A 24,798-nucleotide genomic window follows, 5' to 3' on the forward strand; every position below is an offset into this window, starting at 1 on the left:
GACATTCATGCCCACGTGGCCCAGGGCCGCCCCCGGGATAACCACCCGGTAATATTCAAGCCTTGCCCGGGGTGGACACACTCTTTCCTTGACATTTAAAATGAATTATATTTTTATTCTGAATAGCATTCAATTTTGGAATTGCGTTTCATCCAAGCTTCCCGCCCGGCCCTGCCTGATCGCCGGGACCACCCACCCCACCCTTGGAGGCCTTATGGAATTCGCGTTTACCAAAGACCAACTGATGTTCAAAAAAGAGGTGATCCGGTTCGCCCGGAAAGAGATCCTCCCCCGAGTGGAAGAAAACGACCGCAACCACACCTTCGACTTTGAAGCCTTCCGCAAAATGGGAGAGTTTGGCCTCCTGGGCCTCCACCTCCCGGAAGCCTACGGGGGGGCCGAGGCCGACGTGGTTACCACGGTACTGGCCGGAGAAGCCCTGGGCGAAGCAGGTGTGGACGGAGGCCTCACCCTCTCCTACGGTGCCCACTCCTTCCTCTGCGCCGACACCCTCTTCTGCCACGGCACCGAGGCCCAAAGGCAAACCTACCTGCCGGACCTCATCTCCGGAGAAAAAATCGGCTGCATGGGGCTCACCGAACCCAGCGCCGGCTCCGATGTCGCCTCCATGAAAACCACGGCCATCAAACAAGGCGACACGTACGTGTTGAACGGCAGCAAAACCTTCATCACCAACGGCCCCATCGCCGACGTGGCACTCATCTACGCCAAAACCGACCCGGAAAAAGCCCACGACGGCATCTCCGCCTTTATCGTGGAAAAAGGAACCCCAGGCTTTGAGTCGGGTCCCCCCATGAACAAACTGGGCTGCAGAAGTTCCCAGACCTCGGAACTCTTCTTCTCCGACTGTGCCATCCCGGCAAAAAACCTCGTCGGCGAAGAAGGCACGGGCTTTCTCATGGCCATGCAGACCGTGGAGTGGGACCGGAGCGCCCTGCTCTCTCCCATGGTGGGGGGAATCAACCACGCCCTGGCCCGGTCCGTGGCCTACGCCAAAGGCCGGGAACAGTTCGGCCGCCCCATCGGAACATTCTACGCCACCAAAGAAAAACTCGCCTCCATAAAGATCTTCGCCGAAGCGGCAAAGCTCCTCGTCTACCGCATCGCCTGGTGCAAAGGCCAGGGCAAGCCTGTCAACCACCTGGAGGCCGCCGTGGCCAAGCTCTTTGTGGGGGACTGGCTCCTCGGCCCCAGCAACGACGCCCTCCTGCTCCACGGCGGCTACGGCTACTGCCACGAATACGGCGTGGAACGCATGTTCCGGGACGGACGCCTCGCCCCCATCGGCGGCGGCACCTCCGATGTCCAGAAAATGATCATCTCCAAAATGATATAGGGGGGACCAGCCCATGAATTTCGACCACACCCGGGAAGAACGCGACCTGTTTCTCTCCCTTGAAACCATCCTCGGCACCAACCCCGATGAGCACCCGAAGCCCTTGATCACACTGCTGTCGGACACCGGCTACACGACCCTGGACGCCCCCGGCCTCTCAAACGCCCTGCCCGGCGCCCAGGAGCGCCTGGCCCAATGGAAGCCCGCAGCCTACCGCACCATTGAATACGGCCTGCGCATTGCAGCCCCCCTCATGGAACGGTTCGGACCGGACTCCTGGCAGGCTGCCTGGGTGGAGCCCGTCCAAAAAGGAGAAACCCTTGCCACCGCAGCCTTTGAGACGGTCCAGGGCGACCCGGGGCTCACCGGAAAAGCCCACGGCACCGAAACCCTCATCTCCGGCACCTTAACGGGAATCCCCGGCGCCGACTCAGCCGATCTCATCCTCGCCGCCGGGACCGTGGACAAAGCCCCTGCCCTTTTTATCATCGAGCAAGGGACCCCGGATATCACCCTCACCCAGGGGGCCACCGGCCTGTTTACCTTAACGGCCTACGGCGCAAGCCTTGCCCACACCCACGTGGCCGTACCCGATCCAAGCGCCCCCATCCCCACCCTGCTCACCCTCCTGAAAACCCAGCTCCAGGCCTCCGAAGCCACCGGCCACGCGGCCGCCCTCTTCGAGCAGGCCAAAAAAGCGGCCAAAACCAAACCCGACGGCGGCAAGCCCCTCATCGCACGCCAGGAGGTGGGCTTCACCCTGGCCACCATGTACACCCTGCTCCAGACCAGTCGCCTCATGAACGCCAACGCCTCAGCCCTCATCAACACCGAGGAGAGCGACGCCGCCATGGCCGCACACTGCGCCCGGGTCTTCTGCAGCGACGCCGCCGAAGAGATCGTCTCCTCCGCCCTCTCCGTCATGGGCGAACAAGGCTTTGAAAAAGGAGGCCCCGCCGACCGACTGGCGACCATCCAGGCCCTGCGCGTGGAAGGCGCCTCCGTAGGCCAGGCCAAAGAGGCCATCGGCAATATGCTGCTGAAATATTGACGGTATAAAAACAGCCTCCGGCGGCAAGGTGTGCCACCTTGAAAGCCGATTGTCATTTCGGCCTTGATCATCGTTTGGGCCGCGACCTGCAAAGAACCGATTCGTAGGGTGCACTCCGTGCACCAAAATCAAAACCCGCCATGCCCCGAACGTATCGGTAAAATGGAGGCCTTTGGTGACCCGGACACGGTGCACAGAGTGCACCCTACGGGCTGTCGACCTTTTGGGGCGGTGTCATCAATAACATCCTGGTGGCCCAAACGATGACCAAGCCCCACATTTCAAATGCTGCCACAAACGTCGACTATTCGTTGGATACGATTTTACGACGGTCATCATGACACCATTTTAAACCACGGGCGCAGCCCATCGGCGAATGTGAGCGACCTGAGGAACGAAGGTCGGGAGCATTTGCAACCCGCTTCCGAGGTGTTTTTCGCTATAGAGGCTTCGCCACCCTCGCCGCCGGAGGCACGCTTTTATTTTTTCTCTGTGCTCTATGGTTCCCATAGAAAGCATGATTCTAAATACGGAGGATTTATGGCTGTTATCAGATCTGCGGTGGATACAAAGTCTGACACCTACCGGAAGAATTTTGAGGCGATGGCTGAGCGGGTGGGGGTACTCAAACAGCGGCTCGGTGAGGCGCGGGAAGCGCGCTCGGAAAAGGCGAGGTCCCGTCTGGCCCAGCAAGGCAAACTTTCGGTGCGGGAGCGGCTGGACCTTCTCCTGGATCGCAACACGCCCTTTCTGGAGCTGGGGGCCCTGGCCGCCTACGGGCAGTACGACGGAAAAGTCCACGGAGCGGGCAGCGTCATGGGCATCGGGGTGATTCACGGCCGGGAGGTGATGGTCCACGCCAACGACCCCACCATCAAGGGGGGCACGGTCTACCCCATGGGGGTGAAAAAGACCCTCCGGTGTCAGGCCGTGGCCATGGAGAATCGCCTGCCCACGGTCTACCTCATCGACTCGGGCGGAGCCTTTCTGCCGTTGCAGTCCGAGGTGTTTCCCGATATCGACGACGGGGGCCGGGTCTTCTACAACCAGGCCATGATGTCCAAGATGGGCATCCCCCAAGTCACCTCGGTCATGGGCCTCTGCACGGCCGGGGCTGCCTACATCCCGGCCATGAGCGACGAGGTGGTCCATGTGAAGGGCACCGGGGCCATCTTCCTGGGTGGCCCCCCTCTGGTCAAGGCCGCCACAGGGGAGGAGGTCACCGCCGAAGAACTTGGCGGGGCCGACCTCCACTGCCGGGAGTCCGGGGTCTCCGATTACCAGGCGGAAAACGACGCCCAGGCACTGTCCATGGTGCGCGAATCCATCCGGCAGCTCCCCAGAACCGAAAAATGCCCCCTCCCCATGGAGGCCCCCAAAGAGCCCCTCTACGACCCCGAAGAGATCTACGGCATCGCCAGCCAGGAGCTCAAAACCCCCTACGAGGTCCGGGAGATCATCGCCCGCCTCGTGGACGGCAGTGACTTCCATGAGTTCAAGCCCCTCTACGGCCCCACCCTGGTGTGCGGCTTCGCCCGCATCCACGGCTACCCCGTGGGCATCCTGGGCAACAACGGCATCCTCTTCTCCGAGAGCGCCCTCAAAGCCACCCAGTTCATCCAGCTCTGCGACCGGCGGGGCATCCCCCTGGTCTTCCTCCAGAACATCAACGGCTACATCATCGGCAAAGCCTACGAAGCCCAGGGCATCACCAAAGACGGCCACAAGATGGTCAACGCCGTGGCCACCGCCTCGGTCCCCAAGTTCACCGTCATGGTGGGCGCCTCCTTCGGCGCCGGCAACTACGGCATGTGCGGCAGGGCATACAGCCCCCGCCTCCTCTGGACCTGGCCCAGCCACGAAATCGGCGTCATGGGCGGAGAGCAGGCCTCTGACGTCCTTGTCACCGTTAAGAATGAGCAACTCGCACGGGAAGGTCAGCCCCCCCTCACCGACGAGATGGTCGATCAGATCAGGGTCCCGGTCATGGACGCCGCCCGAAAGGAAGGAGACGCCTACTACAGCACCTCCCACCTCTGGGATGACGGCATCATCGACCCCAAAGACACCCGCACCGTCCTGGCCCTCTCCATCTCCGCAGCCCTCAACGCCCCATTGCGCGATGACAAGGAAGGGTTTGGGGTATTTCGTATGTAAGGGGAAAAGCCTCCGGCGGCGAGGTGTGCCACCTCGAAAGCGGGTGGCGAATGCTCCCGCCCCTCGTTCCTCGGGTCGATCACATTCGCTGACGGGTTTCGCCCGTGGGTAAAGGAAACGAGGATCAAAATGTTAGAAACGACCCTAAAAAATAAAATGGCTGAAGGCACACAGATCAAATCTGATTTACGGCAAGGTGACGACACCGTATCCGCACCTTCACGGAACTTGTGAAAAGACCCACATAGGCCTCAGCTTTGGAGGCGGGCGCAGCCCGCGGCGAACGCCATTGCGATTTGCCCTGAGGAACGAAGGGCGAAGCGCAATGGCAATATGCTTTCGAGGTGGCTCACCTCGCCGCCGGAGGCACGCTTTTTAACCCGATGTTAACCACGAGGCAAAAATGACTCAGACCATTGATAAGATGTTGATCGCCAATCGAGGGGAGATTGCGGTTCGGATTATGCGCACCTGCCGTGAGATGGGAATCGGGACGGTGGCGGTGTATTCGGAGGTGGATCGCAGGGCGGCCCATGTGCTCATGGCAGATGAGGCGGTGTGTATCGGGCCTGCCGAGGCAACGCAGAGCTATCTCAACATGGACGCCATTGTTGGGGCGACCCGGGCAACGGGAGCCGGAGCTGTTCACCCGGGGTACGGGTTCCTGGCTGAGAACGCGGAGTTTGCCGAGAGGTGCAGGGCCGAAGGGTTTCTCTTTATTGGGCCGGAGCCTGGGGTGATCCGCCTGCTGGGGGACAAGACGGCTGCAAGAAAGAGGCTGTCTGCCGAGGGGCTTCCCATCATCCCGGGGACTTTAGGGGGAGGGGCCTCCCTGGAAGAGCAGGAGAAGGCGACCCTTGCCATGGGATATCCCGTGGTGGTGAAGGCGGCTGCCGGAGGTGGGGGCAAGGGGATGCGCACGGTGGCTCGGCCTTCGGAGCTTGAGGCGGCCCTGACCTCGGCATCGGGAGAAGCCCTGGCAGCCTTTGGAAGCGGTGAGGTCTACATCGAAAAATACCTGGAAGGGCCCCGCCACATCGAGGTGCAGGTCCTGGCCGATACCCATGGCAACGCCATTCACCTCATCGAGCGGGAGTGTTCGGCCCAGCGCCGCCACCAGAAAATCGTGGAAGAGTGCCCCTCCCCGGTGGTGGATGACACGCTCAGGCACACCATGGGCATGGCGGCGGTCAACGCGGCCAAAGCCGTGGGGTACACCAACGCAGGTACCTTTGAATTCCTGGTCGACAAGGAGATGAACTTTTACTTTTTGGAGGTCAACACCCGCCTCCAGGTGGAGCATCCCGTCACCGAAATGGTCACCGGCGTGGACCTGGTGAGAGAACAGATCCGCATCGCAGCGGGCGAGCCCTTGGCCTTGTCCCAGAAGGACATCATTCCACGGGGCCACGCCGTGGAGTGCCGCATCTACGCAGAAGACCCGGCAAACGGCTTCATGCCCTCCCCCGGCACCATCCAGACCCTGGTGGAGCCCTCAGGGCCCGGCGTCCGTGTGGACAGCGGGGTTTACCAGGGGTGGACCGTGCCCATGGAGTACGACCCCATCCTGTCCAAACTCATCACCTTCGGCCAGGACCGGCAGGCCGCCACCCAACGCATGGTCCGGGCCCTCAAGCAAACCGTCATCACCGGCATCACAAGCCCCGTGCCCTTTCTCATCGACCTCCTGGAGTCCGAAGCCTTCCGGGACGGTCAAGTCAAAACCGACACAATCGACACCACCCTCTCGGACTGGTCCCCGACCCGCCCGGAGGTGGAAGCCCTGCTCGCCTACGTGGCCCACGACCTCTTCGGCCAGGCAAAGGCAACATCGCCCGAAGGCCCCTCCGCCCAACCGTCTCCCTGGACCCAACTCGGAGCCTTTCGCATATAAGCAGGGGATAAATCCCCTGCACCCCAGGGGCGCGAATGCTCCCGGCCTTCGTTCCTCAGGCCGATCACATTCGCTGACGGGCTTCGCCCGTAACCGCAAACAAAGTCATCGCATATCACTGACGGTCACCAAACCGCCTTTCATCCGACATGGAGAAGACCATGGACTACCGATGCAAAACAGGAGACACCGAAACCACCCTCACCTGCACCACCCACAAGGACGGATTCTCCACCGAAATGGACGGAACCCCGTACAGCGTCTCGGCCGTGCCCGTGGATGAGACAAAACTCCACCTGTGTATCAACGGCCGGGGCCTCCTCGCCCATGTGGAGGCCATCGAAGGTGGAAAGCGAGTCACCATAGGCGGCATCTCCATGGATGTCCTCGACGCGGACCGGCTTGCCCACACACCAAGCGCCCCCGACGAGCTGCCCGGAGACGTCACCCCCCCCATGCCCTCGGTGGTGGTGGCCGTCCTCGTGGCCCCAGGCGACCATGTGGACAAAGGCACCCCCCTTGTCACCCTCTCCGCCATGAAGATGGAGACCACCCTGGCAGCCCCCTTTGACGCCATGGTTTCGGCCATCAACACCAACCCGGGCGATCAGGTGATGCCGGGCGAGATCCTTGTGAGCATTGAACCCAAAGGGCAGGAGGAAGAAAAAACAGGAACCGGCGGTTAACCCAGACAATCAACATCTTAAGATCACGGTTCCTGCGACTTCGAAGCTTGCGACTCTGTCCGAATAAATCGTTAACCTTTATGTTGGGCAAAGCCCGAGCCCTTGCACTTTTTCCTGAGGAACGAAGGAAAAAGTGCAAAGGCAATCAGCTTTCGAGGTGGCTCACCTCGCCGCCGGAGGCTTGCGTTTTGAATTGACGTTCACCATAGAAGGCGTTTTTTTCCACAACAAAGGAGATTGCCATGACGGACGCACCCCACCTGCTTTACATGGTCACGGATGCCGCGGCCTGCATCACCATCAACCGCGAGGCCCGGAAAAATGCCTTGAGCCCGGAGGCCATTGCTCTCTTCCACGATCATCTGGACGCCGCTGAGGCGGACACCTCGGTACGGTGCGTTCTCATCCGTGGTGCCGGACCCCGGGCCTTCTGCACCGGGGCGGACCTGGGCTCGGCCATCAAGACCGACGGGGACTCCCTGCCCACGGCCCTGGCCTACGCCCGGCTTCTCCACCGACTTTACAGCTTTCCAAAGCCCACGGTGGCCATGGTCCGAGGGTACTGCCTGGCCGGGGGCATGGGCCTGATGCTCGCCTGCGACATGGTCCTGGCCGATGCCAAGAGCCGCTTCGGCACCCCGGAGGTCAACGTGGGGCTCTTTCCCATGATGATCGGGGCCCTCATCTTCCGAAACGTCCCCCGCAAAAAAGCCATGGAGATGATCCTCACCGGCCGCATGATCGAAGCCGACGAAGCCCTGTCCATGGGCCTTGTCACAAGGCTCCACCCCGCAGAGGCCCTTGAGACCGAGACCCGTGATCTCCTCTCTATTCTGGCAGGCAAGAGCCCCATCGGCCTGCGCCTGGGTAAGGAAGCGTTCGCATCCGTGGAGACCCTGCCCTTTGACAAAGCAGTTGACAGTCTCGCCCAGGCCCTCACCCGCGTCATCGCCACACAAGACGCAGCCGAAGGCCTCAAGGCCTTTATGGAAAAAAGGGCTCCGGAGTTTACGGGAACATAATAAAAAAAAGCCTCCGGCGGCGAGGTGTGCCACCTCGAAAGCAGGTTACGAATGCTCCCCCCTCCCTCGCTCCTCGGGGTGATCACATTCGCTGACGGGCTGCGCCCGTGATCTTTGCTGTGGGGGTATTCATACACCCTTGTCCCCTGGAGCGCCGCACTCCTGTGCGGCACTGGTAACAACGGACAAAAAAAGCCGCACCGGAGTGCGGCGCTCCGTTTCTGTCGATCTTTCTCGGTTTTTTGAAGGTCGCAGCACAAACGATGACCAAGACCCAAACGTCATTCAAAACGAACCATAAAGACCTGTTTGTTAGACCGTCTTTATGAGATCAGGCAAAAGCTTGCCCCCCGGCAGGGCTACCGGAGGCATAAGCTGAACAGATACGGGATTTGTACATTTGTTTTTTGCGTAATCCCTTACCATTCACCACGGGCAAAGCCCGTAAGCAAATGTGCAGGGGCGAAGCCCCGAAGCATTTGCAGAGCAGGAGGCCTCATGCCACACGAACATGCCGGCGAAAAATTGATCATCGCCAACTGCAGCGGTTTTTACGGGGATCGGTTCTCAGCCATGAAGGAGATGGTGGAAGACGGAGAGATCCATGTGCTCACCGGGGATTACCTGGCGGAGCTGACCATGGCCCTGCTCTTCAAGGCCCGGCGCAAGGATCCGTCCCTGGGGTATGCGGGGACCTTTTTAAAACAGATGGAGCAGGTGATGGGCACCTGCCTGGAGCGCGGAATCCGCGTGGTGGCCAACGCAGGGGGGCTCAACCCGAAGGGACTTTGCGCTGCCCTTGAAAAGATGGCGGCTGCATTGGGGCTTTCACCGATCATTGCCTGCATCGAAGGGGACGACCTCATGCCCAACCTTGCAGGGCTCCAGAAAGGCGGGGAGGCGTTTTGCCACCTTGACCGGGACACGCCCCTGTCCGAGGGCGGGGTCTTTCCCATCACGGCCAACGCCTATTTGGGAGGTTGGGGGATTACCGAAGCCCTAAGCCAGGGGGCGGACATCGTCATCGGGGGACGCCTTGCCGACGCAGCCCTTGTGTCGGGCCCCAGCGCCTGGCATTTCGGCTGGAAGCGGGACGACTGGGATGCCCTTGCAGGCGCGGTGGCGGCCGGCCACGTCATTGAATGCGGCACCCAGGCCACCGGGGGCAACTACTCCCATTTCGAAGAGGTCCCCTCCTGGACAAAGGTGGGTTTTCCCCTGGCCGTCATGGATCAAGACGGCTCTTCGGTCATCACCAAGCACGAGGGCACGGGGGGCCTTGTCTCCGTGGGGACGGTCACGGCCCAGCTCCTCTATGAAATCGAGTCTCCGGCCTACCTGAACCCGGACGTCACGGCCCGGTTCGACACCCTGCACGTTGCCGAAGACGGAAAAAACCGGGTGCGGCTCTCGGGGTGCAAGGGCACGTCACCCCCTGCAACGGCAAAGGTGTGCATCAACACCATCGGAGGGTACCGGAACACGATCTCGGTTCTTCTCACGGGCCTTGACCCGGACGAAAAGGCTCGCATCGTGGAAGAGATGCTCTTTGACGGCCCCGACGGGCGGGACGGATTCGCTTCGGTGGAGACCCAGCTCTTAAGATGCGCCCACACGTGCCCCCGGTGCATGGAGGAGGCCATGAACCTTCTTCGCATCACCGTGCGGGACCCGGACGAAAAAAAAGTGGGTCGCGCCTTCACCGCCAAGGTGGTGGAACTCGCCCTCTCCTCCATCCCCGGGTTCAACCTCACGGCCCCTCCGGCACCGGCCGTCCCGGAGACCATCCACTGGCCCGCCCTCATCCACAAAGGCAACCTTTGCGAAGCCGTTCACATCAAAGGCACCACCTTCCTCGTGGATCCCGTGGAGGGAAGCGGCGCCGGTGCCCTGCCCCCGGATACGCCCGGGGACAAGACGCCAGCGGCAGGCGCCACCGTCACCCTGCCCATGGGGCACCTGTTCGCAACCCGCTCCGGGGACAAGGGGGGCAACGCCAACCTGGGCGTCTGGGCCAAAACCCCGGAGGCCTTTCACTTCTTGCAGGAAGCCCTCACCCCGACACGCCTAAAGGAACTCCTGCCCGACCTGGCCCCCTTTGCCGTGGACCGCTGGTCCCTGCCCAACTTAAACGCCGTCAATTTTTATATCCGGGGCCTCCTGGGCGACGGCGTGGCCGCCTCCTCCCGCATCGATGCCCAGGCAAAAACCCTGGGAGAATACCTCCGGTGCCAGCCCATGGAGGTGCCGGCGGCGCTGGGAGAACAGTGTGTCAGCCACCCAAGATAAAAGAAAAAAAGCAGGTTGCGGGTGCGCTTTCCCCCTCGGTCCTCGGGAAAAATCGCATCCGCCTTTCAAACAAACGTCGGGCCTTAATGTAACCATTCAGCTCAAACGCAAGCTGAATAGTTGCGCTCCATCGGCCTAATTTATATCACCCCCCCAAGCCCCCTTGTCCCCTGGAGTGCCGCACTCCTGTGCGGTACGGGTAACGACGGCCACAAAAGCCGCACCGGGGTGCGGTGCTCCGTTTCAGTCGACCTTTCTCGGTTTTTTTTAACGCTTCGAGAACCGCACCCTAGGGCCACGGCATACCCGAAGCGCCGAGCGCATCACAAAACGTCTCATGGGCCGATACCGCCTTCTTTGCCTTGGCCCGCGTTGTGGGGTTTGCTATGAAATACGGATGGATTGCCCAGAAACACAGACTTCGGAGAGATTGATGCAGGAAAACACAGACACCCCCATGCAGGAAAAACCCTCAACGGTACGCCGCAAACGGGAAAAGGCCCACCGGGAGCGCACCATTCTTGATGCGGCCTTAAGGCTCTTTGTGGCAAAAGGATTTCACCGGACCAGCGCCAGCGAAATCGCCAACGCCGCCGAAGTCTCCGTGGGCACGGTCTACTTCTACTTCAAAAACAAAGAGGCCCTTCTCATCCGACTCACCGAAGAGATCTCCTACGAACTCAGAAAACTCGTGGGCTCGGAATTCAGCCTCTCCGACGGCACCCTTGACGGGTTCAAGGGGGCAGGGCTCTCCTTTTTCAAGGACTTTTGCATCCCGCACCCTGAAAAGGTAACCCTTCTTTTCCGGGAAGCAGTGGGCCACAGCCAGGCCGTGGAAAAAGCCAGGAAAAAGGGCTTTACCCAGCTCACCGAGGATGTAAGAAAAGCGATTTTGTTCATGGCTGAAAACATGGACCGGCCCCTGACCAACCCGGAATCTGCGGACGTATTGGCCGTCAGTATCGTCGGTATCTACGAACGGGTAGCCTACAACTACCTTTTCTGGAAAGAGGGAGAGACAGATATCCTCAAGGTGGGGGAAGACGCGGTGGCGTTTCTCGTGGCGGGGGTGGAGCGGTTTCTTAAGCCTTAGGATATGATAGACAGCTTCATCCGGGAGCCATTCTCCGTTACGACTCCGGAGCGGACACTTCCGCTTTGCGGGCCAACTCCTCATGGAGCCAACTGGGAACCGGGGCTTTAAAATAGGCTCGAACCACGGCATGGCCGATTTCATGACGCAGAATACGGATTTCACACTCCCTCGGGATCACGATGAGGTTTTTCACGGAAGAATAAAATGCGGGTGCATCGGTTTCCCGCCCATAAATGCGCTTGTGTTCCATGGTAACAGCCTTTCTGTCCGGAACGATGAGGATACGATAGTCTGTCTGGGAAGGATAAAGCTGGAGAGTCTTTGACACCTCTCGCTCCATCGCCACCGTGTTCACCTTCCATTCCGAGGTAGACGCACACCCCGTGAAACTCAGCACACAGATAAATATCATCAAATATTTCATAACCGACTCCTGTTTTTAGCAGAACATGATGCCCCATGTCTAAAACGGACGCTTGAACGATAGAGTCGGATGCAAAAAAGAGGGCTGAACCTTTGGTACGCGTTTCGTGCGACTTGGGGGGTTTGCTTATTCGATTTTGCACGTTGTGTTCCACTATTTGGTAAAAACAGGACGATTTAGCCCCAAAAGCAAACAGATAAAAATAGTCAAAAAAACAGATACTTGTAAGACTGAAAGAATATATTTATTTACAATGGCAGAGACACTGCCCTTAAGCATTATTTTTCCACGGCCACTATCGTGGATAAACACCTGTAGTTCAACATGATGAATCACCTCTCGTTCAATAAATTGAACATCTCAAACGAAAAAGCCGTGATCAATCCAGCTAAGGATCAATCACGGCCCTTTGTGCTCCACGAAAACCTCTGCTTTTGATTTTTTATGACACCTCGTAATCCACCACAATACGCTCGGAGATGACGGATCGGATATAGGCCAGGACTTCCAGGTGCTCGGGATGTCCCGCGTAGGTGCCCAGGGCCTCCTTACTGAGATGGGTGGTGGTGAGGACCACATCAAAGGCGGCATCCGTAGGGTTGAAGTTGATGCCCACCTCCGCTGCTTCCAGTTCGTCTATTTTCGGAGGAAGCGCCTCCAGAAGGGATTTCATCTTATTCATCGCATCTGTTTTTTCATCTGCGCTGAGTTTTTTGTCCATTCGAAATGCGACGACATGCTTGATCATCTGATCCTCCTTTGGTGTCATCCCGAAGCCACGGCCCCGGGTGTGCGGTTGCCTCCTCCCGTTGTCCGGGTGGGGCAAGGGTCCCTGTCTTCCCCCCACCTGCCTGCAGGTCACTCGTTTCGGCTGCTGCGTCGCAGCGCCAAGAGAAAGTGTACCAGCCCGCCACCGTGCTGTCAGCCCATTTTCACGCAGGATACTCCCTCAACGGTTGCACCCAAGCGGTCCTTAAGGTCCTTGATACATCGGATATTGCCTGTATTTCTAAACAGGACCCCGGTCCGTGTTCCTTCCGCACGGATCCTACCTGCGGAGACGAACCCCTTTCTTAGCAAACGGCCCAGCCTGGCACATAACCACCCGGCACATAAGGAGAAAGCGCCCAAAAATATTGTTTTTCAAGCCTAAAACACCCCCTTTCACCCAAATTCCATGCACCTAAAGTCAGACAAAAAAATTGACAGGGCCTACCTATTAATGAGAATCAAAGTTCATCTTATTTTTTATAATCACTGGAGGTTTTTCAATGAATCGAACGCTCTCGTTCAGCCGTCTGGCCAAGGGCGGCCTGGTGGCCCTGCTCGCCCTTATGGTCGCAGCTCCCAACGCCCTTGCCCGTACGTCCAAGCACCCCGATACCCTTGTTGTCGCCACCACCTACGACGCAAAAACCCTCGATCCCTATATGACCAACGACGTGGCCTCATCCAACGCCATGCGCCAGATCTATGAGACCCTGGTGGCCATCGACGCCAAAGGGGATGTCGTTCCCTCCCTGGCCGAAAAGATCGACCGCGTCGACGGCAAGACCTATCGGTTTACCCTGAAAAAAGGGGTCAAGTTCCACAACGGCGAGACCCTCACCGCAGACGACGCCCTCTACAGCCTGAAGCGCGCCTATGAAAAAGGGGCCTCCGTTCGCCACATCCTGGGTGTCATCGACCCCGCAGGCTTCAAAAAAATCGACGACCTCACCTTTGAGGTGAAAACCAAGGACGCCATGAGCTCCTTTCTGGCTGCCCTCACCCACTTCGGCGGCGGCGTCATCATCAACCAGAAAGCCGTTGAAGCCGCAGGCGACGACTACGGATTCAATCCCGTAGGCACCGGCCCCTACAAGCTCACCGCCTGGAAAAAAGGCGATCGCATGGAGCTTACCCGTTTTGAAGGCTACCACGGCGCCAAGCCCGAGTTCCCCAAAATGGTCCTGCGCGTCATCCCCGAAGCCTCCAACCGCACCATTGAGCTGGAGAGCGGCGATGTGGACATCTCCTTTGAGGTCTCCTCCCTGGACGTGTCCCGCGTAAAAGCCAACAAAAACCTGGAGCTCCTGACCCTGGTGGACACCGCCACCACCTACATGGGCTTCAACTGCAGCAAGGCCCCTTACGACAACGAAAAACTTCGTCAGGCCCTGACCCTTGCCATCAACATCCCGGGCAGCGTCAAAGCCGTGTTCCGCGGCAACGCCTTCCCCGCCTTTGGCCCCATCGCTCCCAACGTCAAGTACTCCAACAACGACCTGGAGCCCTCCAAGACCGACATCAAAAAGGCCAAAAAGCTCCTTGCCGAAGCCGGTTACCCTGACGGCCTCACCACCACCCTCTGGACCAACTCCAAGAAGGTGCGCGTGGATATGGCCACCATCATTCAGGCCCAGCTCAAAAAAATCGGCGTCACCGTCAAGATCCAGGTACTGGAGTGGGGCGCCTACCTCCAGGGCCTGAAAGACAACAAGCACGAGCTCTTCATCGTGGGATGGACCTGCCAGACCCCCGACCCGGACATGGCCGTCTACCCCACCTTCCACTCCTCGCAGATCGGCGGCAACAACTTTGCAGCCTTCGGCGATCCCGAAGTGGACGCCCTCCTGGACAAGGCCCGCATCACCCCCGACGGAGCCGAGCGCAAGGCCCTCTACTTCGACATCCAGGACAAGCTCCGTGAAAAAGCGCCCTGGGTCTTTTTGGCCAACAAAAAGATCGCCTTCGGCGTCCAGAACTACCTGGAAGGGTTCACCCCCAGCCCCTACGGCTTCCACGCCCTCTACGAAGTGAAAATGAAGAAGTAGGCTTAAATAAGCATGCCCCTTAAAGGGTGCAGCTTGCCACAACACGTCGTGGCAGGCTGCACCCACGCTTTCTGTAAGAAAGGTTCTTCATCTTTCAGAAAAAAGGCCTTCTGGAGAGTCACTTCGGAGGGCCGCCTTGCTTTTTCCTGACGAACAAGAGGGAAAAGCAAGGCGGCAGCCAAACGTTTATTGCGGTGCCCCTGCAACCATTCCGTAGCCCACCTCTCTTTGTTCGCAATGCAAGAAGGTATGCGCAATGGGTGAAATGCCCGCATGAAATTTTAAAACCTGTTTGTCAAACTTTTCAGAAGTTTGGCCTCCGGCAGGGCCGCCGGAGGCGATTTTATTACCATGTAAGGAGGTCGAATTGCTCGGCTATATTCTGAGACGATGCGCCATGCTGATCCCTGTGATCCTTGGCGTTGTCTTCATTGTTTTTGTCATGATGTACGTCACGCCCGGCGATCCGGCCCGAATGGTGTTGGGGGAGCAGGCGCCCCAGGAAGATGTGGACAACCTGCGGGCGGAAATGGGCCTTGACGACCCCTTCCTTTTTCAATTCGGCCGCTATGTCTACAAAGCCGTGGTGCACGGGGACATCGGCCGGTCCTACATCACCAAGCGCCCCGTATGGGACGAGTTGATGACGGCCTTTCCCATCACCCTGAAGCTCTCGGCCCTGGCCATGGGCATCGCCCTTTTGGTGGGGATCCCCTGCGGCATTGTCACGGCCGTGAAGCAGTACTCCATCTTTGACAACATCGTCACCCTCTTTGCCCTCATCGGCATCTCCATGCCGGTGTTCTGGCTGGGCCTGCTTTTGATCCTGCTTTTTACGGTAAAACTCGCCTGGCTGCCGCCATCCGGCTTTGACTCCCTTGCCGCCATGGTCATGCCTGCCGTGACCCTGGGCCTCCAGAGTGTTGCCATCATCACCCGTATGACCCGCTCCAGCATGCTGGAAGTGGTGCGCCAGGACTACATCCGTACGGCCCGCTCCAAGGGCCAGAAAGAGAGTGTGGTCATCCGCAAGCACGCCCTTCCCAACGCCCTGGTTCCCGTGGTCACCATCGCCGGTATCCAGTTCGGTATCCTCCTGGGCGGTGCGGTCTTAACCGAGATCATCTTCTCCATCCCGGGGCTGGGACGCCTCATGGTGAGCTCCATTGAAATGAGGGATTACCCCATGGTCCAGGGGGGCGTTCTCTTCATCGCCCTGGCCTTCTGCCTGGTGAACCTGGGAGTGGACCTGCTCTACGCCTGGCTCGACCCCCGCATCAAATCCCAGTACACGTAAAGGAGCCTCCGTGCAGACCAAGAAAAATTCTCTCTGGGGCCAGGTCTTCGGCCGCCTCAAAAAAAACCGCATGGCCATGATGGGCCTTTTCATCCTCTTTGCCCTGCTGCTCACGGCCCTCTTTGCCAATGTCATCGCCCCCTTTCCCTTTGACGAGCAGGACCTTTTCGCCACCCTGGAAGGCCCGTCCGGGGCCCACTGGTTCGGCACCGACGAATTCGGACGGGACATCTTCAGCCGCATCATCTACGGCAGCCGCATCTCCCTGCAGGTGGGCTTCGTGGCCGTGGGCTTCTCCGTCATGGCCGGGGGCTTCATCGGCGCCGTGGCCGGGTACTACGGAGGCCGCACCGACAACATCCTCATGCGCCTCATGGACATCCTGCTCTCCATTCCCCAGCTGCTGCTGGCCATCTCCGTGGCCGCCTCCCTGGGTCCGGGCCTCTTGAACCTCATGCTGGCCGTGGGCATCGCCGCCATCCCGCAGTACGCCCGCCTCGTCCGGGCCTCGGTTCTCTCCATCCGGGACCAGGAGTTTGTGGAGGCCGCCGTCTCCGTGGGGTCCAGCGACCTGCGCATCATCTGCCGCCACATCCTGCCCAACTGCATGGCCCCCATCATCGTCCAGGCCACCCTGGGCGTGGCCTTTGCCATTCTTATTGCAGCGGGCCTGAGCTTCATCGGCCTCGGTCTGGAGCCCCCCACCCCCGAATGGGGTGCCATGCTCTCCGGCGGACGTGAATTCATCCGGGACTACCCCTACATGACCATCTTCCCGGGCCTGGCCATCATGATCACCATCCTGGGCCTCAACTTCCTGGGCGACGGCCTCCGGGACGCCCTGGACCCGAAACTTAAGAACTAAGCTTGAAACCAGCTCTGATTTGGAGTCACGATATATGTCCGACACACCTTTGCTATCCATCCGGGACTTAAGCGTCCGGTACAGCACCGACAACGGAGCGGTGAAAGCCATCTCCGACTTTCACCTCGCCATCGACAAGGGCGAGACCTTAGGGCTCGTGGGAGAGACCGGCGCGGGCAAGACCACCATGGCCCTGTCCGTCATGCAGCTCATCGCGGACCCGCCCGGGCGCATCACCGGAGGGGAGATCCTCTTTGAGGGCCAGGACCTCACCAAGACCTCCGAGGCCGATATGCGCAAGATCCGTGGCGGCAAGATCGCCATGATCTTCCAGGATCCCATGACCTCCCTGAACCCCATCCTGCCCGTGGACGAGCAGGTGGCGGAGATGATCGCCCTGCACAACAAGGTCTCCAAGGAAGAGGCCCTGAAGCGGGCCCTGGCCATGCTGGAGACCGTGGGCATCCAGCCCGATCGGGCAGGGGAGTATCCCCACCAGTTCAGCGGGGGCATGAAGCAACGGGTCATCATCGCCATTGCCCTGGCCTGCAACCCGGCCCTTCTCATTGCGGACGAGCCCACCACGGCCCTGGACGTCACCATACAGGCCCAGGTGCTGGAGCTCATGAAGGCCCTGAAGAAAAAATTCGACACCGCCATGATCATGATCACCCACGACCTCGGCATCGTTGCCGAGACCTGCGACCGGGTGGCCATCATGTACGCGGGCCGCATCGTGGAAGAGGCCACCACCGAGCTGCTCTACGCCAACCCGAAGCACCCCTACACAAAAGGGCTGTTTGCCTCCATCCCCAACGTGGAAGAGGAGCGCGAGAGCCTCGCCGTCATCCCGGGCCTTCCCCCGGACCCCACGGACATGCCGAAAGGGTGCCCCTTTCATCCCCGGTGCGACAAGGCCATGGCCCGCTGCAGCACCGAGATCCCGCAACCCGTCGTCCGCGAAGACGGCCACATGGTGGCCTGCTTTCTGGAAGGAGGTGACGCTTGAGCGCCCCGTTTATCCAGGTCCAGAACCTGAAAAAGTACTTTGACACCAAAAAAGGGCCCCTCCACGCCGTGGACGATGTCACCTTCGACATCAACAAAGGTGAGACCTTGGGGCTCGTGGGCGAATCCGGCTGCGGCAAGTCCACCACGGGTCGAGCCGTCATCCGGCTCCTGGAGCCCTCCTCCGGGGAAGTTCTCTTCAACGGGAGCGACATCCTGCCCCTGTCCAAAAAAGAGATGAAGGCCATGCGCGCCAAGATGCAGATGGTCTTTCAGGACCCCTACTCCAGCCTGAACCCGCGCCTCTCCGTCTCGGACATCATCTCCGAGCCCCTGGACGTCAAAGGGCTCGGCTCCAGCAGTGACCGCGCCAAACGCGTGCGGGAACTCATGGACATCGTGGGCCTGGGGTCACGGCTTGCCAATACCTACCCCCACGAGCTCGACGGCGGCCGTCGCCAGCGCGTGGGCATCGCACGGGCCCTGGCTCTGAACCCCGAGTTCCTCGTCCTGGACGAGCCGGTGTCGGCCTTGGACGTCTGCATCCAGGCCCAGGTCCTGAACCTTCTGGACACCCTCCAGAAAGAGATGGGCCTCACCTACCTCTTCATCTCCCACGACCTCTCCGTGGTCCACCACGTGTCTGATCGTATCGCCGTGATGTACCTGGGCCGTATCGTGGAGATGGCCGACTACAAGACCATCTTCAAAGCCCCGGTCCACGCCTACACCAAGGCGCTTCTCTCGGCCATCACCATCCCCGTACCCAACCTCGACCGGGAGCGGATCATCCTCGAAGGCGACGTACCCAGCCCCATCAACCCGCCTCCAGGGTGCCGCTTTGCAGGCCGCTGCTACTACGAGAAGATCGGCGCCTGCACCAGCGAGACCCCCAGCCTCAAAGAGGTGTCCCCCGGACACTTCGTGGCCTGCCACCTGGCCGAGCAGGTCATGGCAGACCAGATGCAGGACGAAGCCAGGGCAGTGTAAAAAAACGCCAAAAGCCTGCCTCCGGCGGCGAGGTGAGCCACCTCGAAAGCTGATTGCCCCTGCGCTTTCCCCTTCGTTCCGATAGGGAAAATCGCAGGGGCGTTCGCCGCGGGCTACACCCGAAGACAACGTTAACGCTTTGGAGCGCCGCACTCCTGTGCGGCATTGCGATGACGGACCAAAAAACGCGTCAAAATTTGCCGCACCTGCAAACGTTTGGTTCAAGAGTTTAACCATTCAGCTCCGGCCGCAAGGCGGTGCCACATGTAAAGCAGGTTGGCCTGAAACTGTTTGTTAAAACCTGTTTGTTAAACTTTTTAAACGGTTAGCCCCCGGCAGGGCCGCCGGAGGCATAAACGGAATAGTTACAAAGAATTTTCGATCTTTTAGGAAGGGGGGCAAGTGCCTGCTCTCTGAAGGCCCATAGAATAACACCAGCGAAACAAGGACAACGCAATTGGGTATTCGTTAAGAACCATCGGTGACCGGGCGTGGAATCGCTATGCTCCTGCCGTTACAACAAACGACTCGCCAGCTCCCCCTTTTCATCCCAGCCTTTCCCGTGGCATGATCGAATCAGCCCGTCATTGCATATCCAACATGTTCAGGAGACCCCATGTCTGAAACACGCATAAACACACTTGAAGAACGATTTGTCCGATACTGCAAAGTCGACACCCAGAGCGACTCAACCTCCCCCACGGCTCCCAGCACGCCCTGCCAGCTCGACCTCTCCCGGATGATGGTGGAAGAGCTGAAAAACGTGGGTATCGAAGACGCCTGCCTTACGGACTACGGCGCCGTGTTCGGCACCCTCCCCGGCAATGTGAAAGACAAAAAAATCCCCACCATCGCCTTTGTGGCCCATGTGGATACCGCCCCCTCCTTCCACGCCGAAGGGGTCAAGCCCATCGTGCATCACAACTGGGACGGCAACACCATCGTGCTGCCCGACGACCCGGCCGTGGTCATCGACCCGGAGGAGAACCCGCACCTGAAAGGAAAAAAAGGAGAGGACATTGTCACGGCCAGCGGCACCACCCTGTTGGGGGCCGACGACAAGGCGGGTATTGCCATCATCATGGGCCTCATCGACTATCTCAACGAACACCCGGAGATCCCCCGGGGGGACGTGCGCATCTGCTTTACCCCGGATGAAGAGATCGGCAGAGGCGTCAGCGACGCCCTCATGAAAGACATCCACGCCGACTTTGCCTACACCCTGGACGGAGAAAACCCCGGCGACCTCGTGGCCGAGACCTTCTCCGCCGACCAGGCCGAGGTCAACATCAAGGGCGTCTCCATCCACACCTGCTGCGCCAAGGACCGCCTGGTCAACGCCCTGTACCTCGCCTCCAAGATCATTGAGCTCCTGCCCAAGCACCGCCTGAGCCCCGAGTCCACCGAAGGCCGGGAAGGATTCATCTTTACTGAGAGCATCTCCGGCAACGCAGCCGAAGTCACCTTAAAACTCAACCTCCGGGACTTTGAGCTGGAAGGCCTTGAAGACCAGGCCAAGCTCCTGCAGGAGACCTGCGCCCTCGTAGCCAAAACCGAACCCCGCGCCCGCATCACCTGCAACATCCGGCCCGAATACCGCAACATGCGCTACTGGCTTGAAAACGACATGCGCCCTGCCGACATCGCCAAAAAAGCCTACATCGATGAAGGCTTCATCCCCAACATGCTCGCCTTCAGAGGCGGCACCGACGGCTCCCTTATGACCGAAAAAGGGATCCCCACCCCCAACATCTTCTGCGGCATGCAGAACCCCCACGGCCCCATGGAATGGGTCAGCCTCCAGGACATGGAAAAAGCCATGTTGATTTGTGCGCGTGTTGTGGGATACTGGGCGGAATAAAGTAAAATGGAAAAAAGCCTCCGGCAGCCCTGCCGGGGGCTAAACTTCTGAAAAGTTTAACACACAGGTTTTACTTTGAATAACGCGTTTTGCTTGGACCTGACCTGCGGCAGTGGTATAGTGGAAAATAAGACTCTACCGCAAGAATGCGGATACCCACGATTTTGAAACAACGTGTTTTCGCTCCACCCTTTTTTCACCTTCCGATACATCCGACACATGGCAACGACCCGTAATCATGGCAGCAGCTGGCTTGGCTTCGTCATGACCTGACACCTCGAGTTGGTCTGCTTCTGCGCAAGGAGAAACCATGGCAAAAGGATTTTCGATCAATGAATTGCTTGAGGCGATCCAGTATGCGGTGGTGGAGGCCCAGGAAGTCGCTGAAACGCAACATACACGGCAAATCGCAGAGTATTTTACGGACACCGGGGAACCTGTCACCATCCCTCTGAAACTCCCGAACCCCCACCCCGAGGCAGGAAAGCTCGACGACAAGGGCAACGAAATCGCCCCTGCCATGGTGTCGGTGGACATTCCCAAAATCACCCTGGTGCCTCAGAATTCCATTGTTCTTAAATGCCTTGAAGTGGAAATGGAGGTTCCCATCGGCAGCCTTGATATCACGGAAGAGAACCCCGACGCGCAAGAGGCGACAGCTCCCTTAAGCAAGGAGGAGTGGGAAAAAAAGAAGATGAGCCTGAGGCTGGAAAGCCGCAAGTCCAAGCGGGCCATGGTGGATCGAATGAAAAGGCGTCTTCTGGTAGCCGGTGGCGGCTCATTTTTTGGGGGCCTAAACAAGAAAACCGCCAAGGTCCGCATCACCTTTGAAGGAGGGGAGCCCCCCGAGGTGGTGGCACGCATAGAACAGAGCCTGGCAAAGTTTGTGGAGACATAAGGGGGGCAAGGGGATGAGGGCCTGGATGATTGGATGATGCACACACATGAACGCAATCAGTCAAGGAGGTTGGTTATGGGTGACATGGCAAATCAATTCAGCGGGCTCCCCATGGAGTCCCTCATCGGCGGGCCGCTTCAGGCGGCATGCAATGCACAGGTACAACTGGCCAAGGCCGAAACGCAGTTCATCAACGAGGTGGGCCTGATTGAAAACGGCAGCGACAAGTCCCTGACGACGCGCACGGTAGATTTTGAGGCCACCCGGCCGGTGAACCTTCCCGACGGAACCATCACGTCCGAAACCATGAACATCAAGGCTCCGGTACTCTCCATCGTACCGATTCCCGCCTTGTTGATCGACGAAGTGGATGTCAAATTCAACATGGAAGTCAAGACCAGCGCGGAGTCCTCGTCCAAGACGGACGCAAGCGCCTCCTTGTCGGGCAAGGCGGGGTGGGGTCCTTTTTCGGTGAAAATCAGCGGTTCGGTCAGTACCCACCGGGAAAACACCCGCAAGACAGACAACAGCGCCAAATATGAGGTGCATGTCCATGCCAGCCAGTCCGAGCCCCCGGAGGGCCTCATGCGGGTGCTGGATCACCTCATCACGGCCTGCGAGCCGCGCTCTGTAACCGAAGCCAAAACCGACAGCAAGTAAGATCGACACATCCGGGAACCCAAAGGGGCGGTGGCAGTCCGACCAGGCCCGCCACCGTTGCCTTGGTCTCCTTGCCATGCGGTTCGTTTCGCATGGTACGAAAGCCCTCAACGAGACGCCTCAGACACACCACAATCACCACTTAGAGTCATGGTTTATTCGTTTCAACCCATCATTTTCTCATGAACTGCACAGGAGAAGGAGGCAAACAACCCATGGGACGCAAATTTGGTCTTGATGACGTCACGCATATTGAGCGTATCGTGGTGGGCCCGACCCGGGTAGACAGACTTCCGTCCCAGGATGAAATCAATGCCCAGATGGACTTTGTGAATCGCTGCCTCTCCGAAGGCCGCGGGCAACTGGTGGGCACGGAAAAGGGGGTCATGGTCATCCAGGCCGGGGACCAGCAGTTGATGGTCCAGCATACGGTCTACCATATCGGCTTCAGGCGCCCCCCCATCTGGCTTGCACACGGTCGTTCTGCCAAGGGCCCCGGCCCGTCCCCTCTGACCGGAACTCTGTCCTGAAAGGGGGAGGCGCGTCCCGTCCCCAGGCGCTCCCCGACACACCCAAAAACCGCCTTGAAACAGGGCGGTTTTTTTATTTCACCCTATTCACGTGGACCGGCCGAACGTTATCGCCGAGCCGACTATTTCAAGTGTAACGGACACGCACATTTGACAAAATCGCCCACAGCCTCGAAAATCACGTTTCAACGACACCGAAATCGTCCCGGCCCCACAAGAGGACTTAACCATTCACTCAAAAGGAAACCCATGCCGCCATCTGTTAAACTGAGCGACGTCATTGAGCAGCTGGAATTGCAATCCGAGGAATTTGAATCGTATTTCAACAAAAAAACCGGGGAATTTATTCTGGTAAACGCAGATTACATCTGCATGGTGGAGGACGGCGAGGACACCTCAGACCTTCCTGACTGGGAAAAAGAGGCCATTGAAGGTGCCCGAGAATTTCTGGACACCCAGGAGGACCACATCGCCCTGCCCTCGAAGTTTGAGGTCCACGAGTACCAGATCATGGAGAGATTCTGCCAAACGCTTTCACAGGAGAACGTTCGAGAGGCCATGTGCAACGTACTCCAGGGAAGAGGTGCCTTCAGGAGGTTTCGGGACAACCTCCGCCGCTACGGCATCGAAGAAGACTGGTATCGCTATTTAGGGGAAGCTCACAAAGAGATTGCAAGGGCTTGGTGCGAGGACAACGGAATCACGTACACACCGTGACACGCCCCACAGCCATTCGGCTGGCATTTTTTACCATGTAACTATTCATCTTCTAAAAATCTGCCTCCGGCGGCAAGGTGTGCCACCTTGAAAGCAGGCTGCGGATGCGTTTTGCCCCTCGTTCCTCGGGTCAAATCACATCCGCCTTTAAAGTAACATTCATTCAAGAAGTCATTTTAAGACCTGTTTGTTAAACTTTTTAAAAGTTTAGCCCCCGGCAGGGCCGCCGGAGGCATAACCTAAACAGCCACCTTTACTTTATCCCGACATACACCCCATTTTCAGCGGTGTTGCCCTGGATGGGATTCTCAAACGCAACCACATGCCCGTGGACCTCATCAAAAACGCCGGCTAACGTATCCAGAAATCCCTTCTCCGGGGCATCGTTGGACCACATGGCAAAGACGCCGCCAGGCTTAAGAAAGGCGCGGAGGCGCGTCAGCCCCTCTACGGAATAAAGGTCTGCGTGGGACGGGTTCAGCAGGGCATCCGGGGTGTGATCGATATCAAGAAGGATGGCGTCGAACTGGTGCCCCGGCTCATCCGGATCAAAGCCATCGCCCCGTGCAAGGGCGAAAAAGTCTGCGTTGACATAACGACACCTGTCATCGTTGGAGAGCAGCGCGCCGTTGGGTACCAGCTCACGCTGATGCCAGTCAATGACCGGGGCCAGCGCCTCAACAACCGTCATGCGGGCCACCTGGCTGTATTTCAATGCAGCCGCGGCGGTGTACCCCAGCCCCAGGCCCCCGACCACGATATCCCAAGCATCCCCGGAAAGGCCTGCCAGCCCCAGATCCGTCAGCGCCACTTCGGCGTCATGAAACAGAGACGACATCAGAAACTCTTCGTTGAGTTTCACCTCGTACACCTCACGCCCGCCCATTTCCAGCGCACGCCGCCGCCTTAGAATCAATTCACCCAGGGCCGTCTGCTGATAATCCAGCTCTTCGAAAAACGCACTCATCGTATCTCTCCTGTTCAAAAAAGCCGCGACGCGGCATATCGTTTCTTCACACCCATGCAAAAAAGCAGGCAGCCGATTCTATCAAGCCTCTACAGTATCGATTTTCTAAAGGAAAGACACAAAAAAATTACCCTCAGCCAGACGCCAGGAGGCACGGCCTCACCGATGAGCCCTTTCGATGTATAGGGCCATAGCGAATGTGAACAGAGAGCA

General features: G+C 58.9%; 21 protein-coding genes. 18 read left to right on the forward strand and 3 right to left on the reverse strand.

Translation table 11 applies throughout. From position 1 onward, the window contains the following. The first annotated feature begins 214 nt into the window (after positions 1-214). The 8 genes from BLQ12_RS15415 to BLQ12_RS15450 all read left to right on the forward strand — a co-directional run bounded on the left by BLQ12_RS15415 (position 215) and on the right by BLQ12_RS15450 (position 11,549). Positions 215-1,357 carry an acyl-CoA dehydrogenase family protein gene (locus BLQ12_RS15415; RefSeq protein ID WP_092211631.1) on the forward strand — a complete coding sequence of 381 codons (1,143 nt, stop codon included), beginning with the start codon at positions 215-217 and terminating at the stop codon, positions 1,355-1,357. Between the two features lie 13 nt (positions 1,358-1,370). Further along, positions 1,371-2,408, forward strand: coding sequence for an acyl-CoA dehydrogenase family protein (locus BLQ12_RS15420; protein WP_092211632.1), 1,038 nt, complete (start codon positions 1,371-1,373; stop codon positions 2,406-2,408). Between the two features lie 540 nt (positions 2,409-2,948). Continuing rightward, a complete protein-coding gene (locus BLQ12_RS15425; RefSeq protein ID WP_092211634.1) occupies positions 2,949-4,565 on the forward strand; it encodes an acyl-CoA carboxylase subunit beta in 1,617 nt (538 codons plus the stop codon). Positions 4,566-4,968: 403 nt separating this feature from the next. Then, positions 4,969-6,459 carry an acetyl-CoA carboxylase biotin carboxylase subunit gene (gene accC, locus BLQ12_RS15430; RefSeq protein WP_092211636.1) on the forward strand — a complete coding sequence of 497 codons (1,491 nt, stop codon included), beginning with the start codon at positions 4,969-4,971 and terminating at the stop codon, positions 6,457-6,459. A 161-nt stretch (positions 6,460-6,620) separates the two neighbouring features. Further along, on the forward strand, positions 6,621-7,145 hold the full coding sequence (locus tag BLQ12_RS15435; protein WP_217640325.1) for a biotin/lipoyl-containing protein: 525 nt from the start codon (positions 6,621-6,623) through the stop codon (positions 7,143-7,145). 242 nt (positions 7,146-7,387) lie between these two features. Further along, positions 7,388-8,167 carry an enoyl-CoA hydratase/isomerase family protein gene (locus BLQ12_RS15440; protein WP_092211640.1) on the forward strand — a complete coding sequence of 260 codons (780 nt, stop codon included), beginning with the start codon at positions 7,388-7,390 and terminating at the stop codon, positions 8,165-8,167. 498 nt (positions 8,168-8,665) lie between these two features. Beyond that, the gene (locus BLQ12_RS15445; protein ID WP_092211642.1) at positions 8,666-10,456 is read left to right on the forward strand and encodes an acyclic terpene utilization AtuA family protein; all 1,791 of its coding nucleotides are present in this window, start codon (positions 8,666-8,668) and stop codon (positions 10,454-10,456) included. A 433-nt stretch (positions 10,457-10,889) separates the two neighbouring features. After that, positions 10,890-11,549 carry a TetR/AcrR family transcriptional regulator gene (locus tag BLQ12_RS15450; RefSeq protein WP_175469849.1) on the forward strand — a complete coding sequence of 220 codons (660 nt, stop codon included), beginning with the start codon at positions 10,890-10,892 and terminating at the stop codon, positions 11,547-11,549. Between the two features lie 37 nt (positions 11,550-11,586). On the opposite strand, the gene BLQ12_RS15455 is transcribed toward BLQ12_RS15450, so the two are convergent. Together BLQ12_RS15455 and BLQ12_RS15460 are read right to left on the reverse strand one after the other, a co-directional pair. After that, positions 11,587-11,976, reverse strand: a complete 390-nt coding sequence (locus tag BLQ12_RS15455) for a hypothetical protein (RefSeq protein ID WP_092211646.1) — start codon at positions 11,974-11,976, stop codon at positions 11,587-11,589. A 442-nt stretch (positions 11,977-12,418) separates the two neighbouring features. After that, positions 12,419-12,724 (reverse strand): Dabb family protein, encoded by a 306-nt coding sequence (locus BLQ12_RS15460; RefSeq protein ID WP_092211648.1) that lies wholly within the window; start codon positions 12,722-12,724, stop codon positions 12,419-12,421. Between the two features lie 523 nt (positions 12,725-13,247). Here BLQ12_RS15460 and BLQ12_RS15465 point away from each other — a divergent pair. From BLQ12_RS15465 to BLQ12_RS15515, 10 genes are all read left to right on the forward strand, one after another. Then, on the forward strand, positions 13,248-14,792 hold the full coding sequence (locus BLQ12_RS15465) for an ABC transporter substrate-binding protein (protein WP_092211650.1): 1,545 nt from the start codon (positions 13,248-13,250) through the stop codon (positions 14,790-14,792). Positions 14,793-15,159: 367 nt separating this feature from the next. Next, positions 15,160-16,089, forward strand: coding sequence for a nickel ABC transporter permease (gene nikB, locus BLQ12_RS15475; RefSeq protein WP_092211654.1), 930 nt, complete (start codon positions 15,160-15,162; stop codon positions 16,087-16,089). A 10-nt stretch (positions 16,090-16,099) separates the two neighbouring features. Then, on the forward strand, positions 16,100-16,954 hold the full coding sequence (locus tag BLQ12_RS15480) for an ABC transporter permease (RefSeq protein WP_217640326.1): 855 nt from the start codon (positions 16,100-16,102) through the stop codon (positions 16,952-16,954). 34 nt (positions 16,955-16,988) lie between these two features. Next, the gene (locus BLQ12_RS15485) at positions 16,989-17,963 is read left to right on the forward strand and encodes an ABC transporter ATP-binding protein (protein WP_092211656.1); all 975 of its coding nucleotides are present in this window, start codon (positions 16,989-16,991) and stop codon (positions 17,961-17,963) included. Continuing rightward, positions 17,960-18,952 carry an ABC transporter ATP-binding protein gene (locus BLQ12_RS15490; RefSeq protein ID WP_092211658.1) on the forward strand — a complete coding sequence of 331 codons (993 nt, stop codon included), beginning with the start codon at positions 17,960-17,962 and terminating at the stop codon, positions 18,950-18,952. The genes BLQ12_RS15485 and BLQ12_RS15490 overlap by 4 nt, the downstream gene beginning before the upstream one ends. Positions 18,953-19,568: 616 nt before the next feature. Then, on the forward strand, positions 19,569-20,813 hold the full coding sequence (gene pepT, locus BLQ12_RS15495) for a peptidase T (RefSeq protein ID WP_092211659.1): 1,245 nt from the start codon (positions 19,569-19,571) through the stop codon (positions 20,811-20,813). 310 nt (positions 20,814-21,123) lie between these two features. Beyond that, a complete protein-coding gene (locus tag BLQ12_RS15500; protein WP_092211661.1) occupies positions 21,124-21,711 on the forward strand; it encodes a DUF2589 domain-containing protein in 588 nt (195 codons plus the stop codon). A gap of 75 nt (positions 21,712-21,786) precedes the next feature. Further along, positions 21,787-22,371: a DUF2589 domain-containing protein gene (locus BLQ12_RS15505; RefSeq protein ID WP_092211663.1), complete on the forward strand. Its 585-nt coding sequence runs from the start codon at positions 21,787-21,789 to the stop codon at positions 22,369-22,371. A 215-nt stretch (positions 22,372-22,586) separates the two neighbouring features. Further along, positions 22,587-22,901 (forward strand): hypothetical protein, encoded by a 315-nt coding sequence (locus BLQ12_RS15510; protein ID WP_092211665.1) that lies wholly within the window; start codon positions 22,587-22,589, stop codon positions 22,899-22,901. Between the two features lie 249 nt (positions 22,902-23,150). Continuing rightward, positions 23,151-23,618, forward strand: coding sequence for a UPF0158 family protein (locus BLQ12_RS15515; protein ID WP_092211667.1), 468 nt, complete (start codon positions 23,151-23,153; stop codon positions 23,616-23,618). A 253-nt stretch (positions 23,619-23,871) separates the two neighbouring features. Here BLQ12_RS15515 and BLQ12_RS15520 read toward each other — a convergent pair whose 3' ends face one another. Next, entirely contained in the window at positions 23,872-24,585 is a 714-nt protein-coding gene (locus BLQ12_RS15520) for a spermidine synthase family protein (RefSeq protein ID WP_092211669.1), read from the reverse strand. Positions 24,586-24,798 lie beyond the last annotated feature (213 nt).

It is taken from the genome of Desulfoluna spongiiphila (assembly GCF_900101345.1).
GTDB classification, from domain to species: Bacteria; Desulfobacterota; Desulfobacteria; order Desulfobacterales; family Desulfolunaceae; genus Desulfoluna; species Desulfoluna spongiiphila.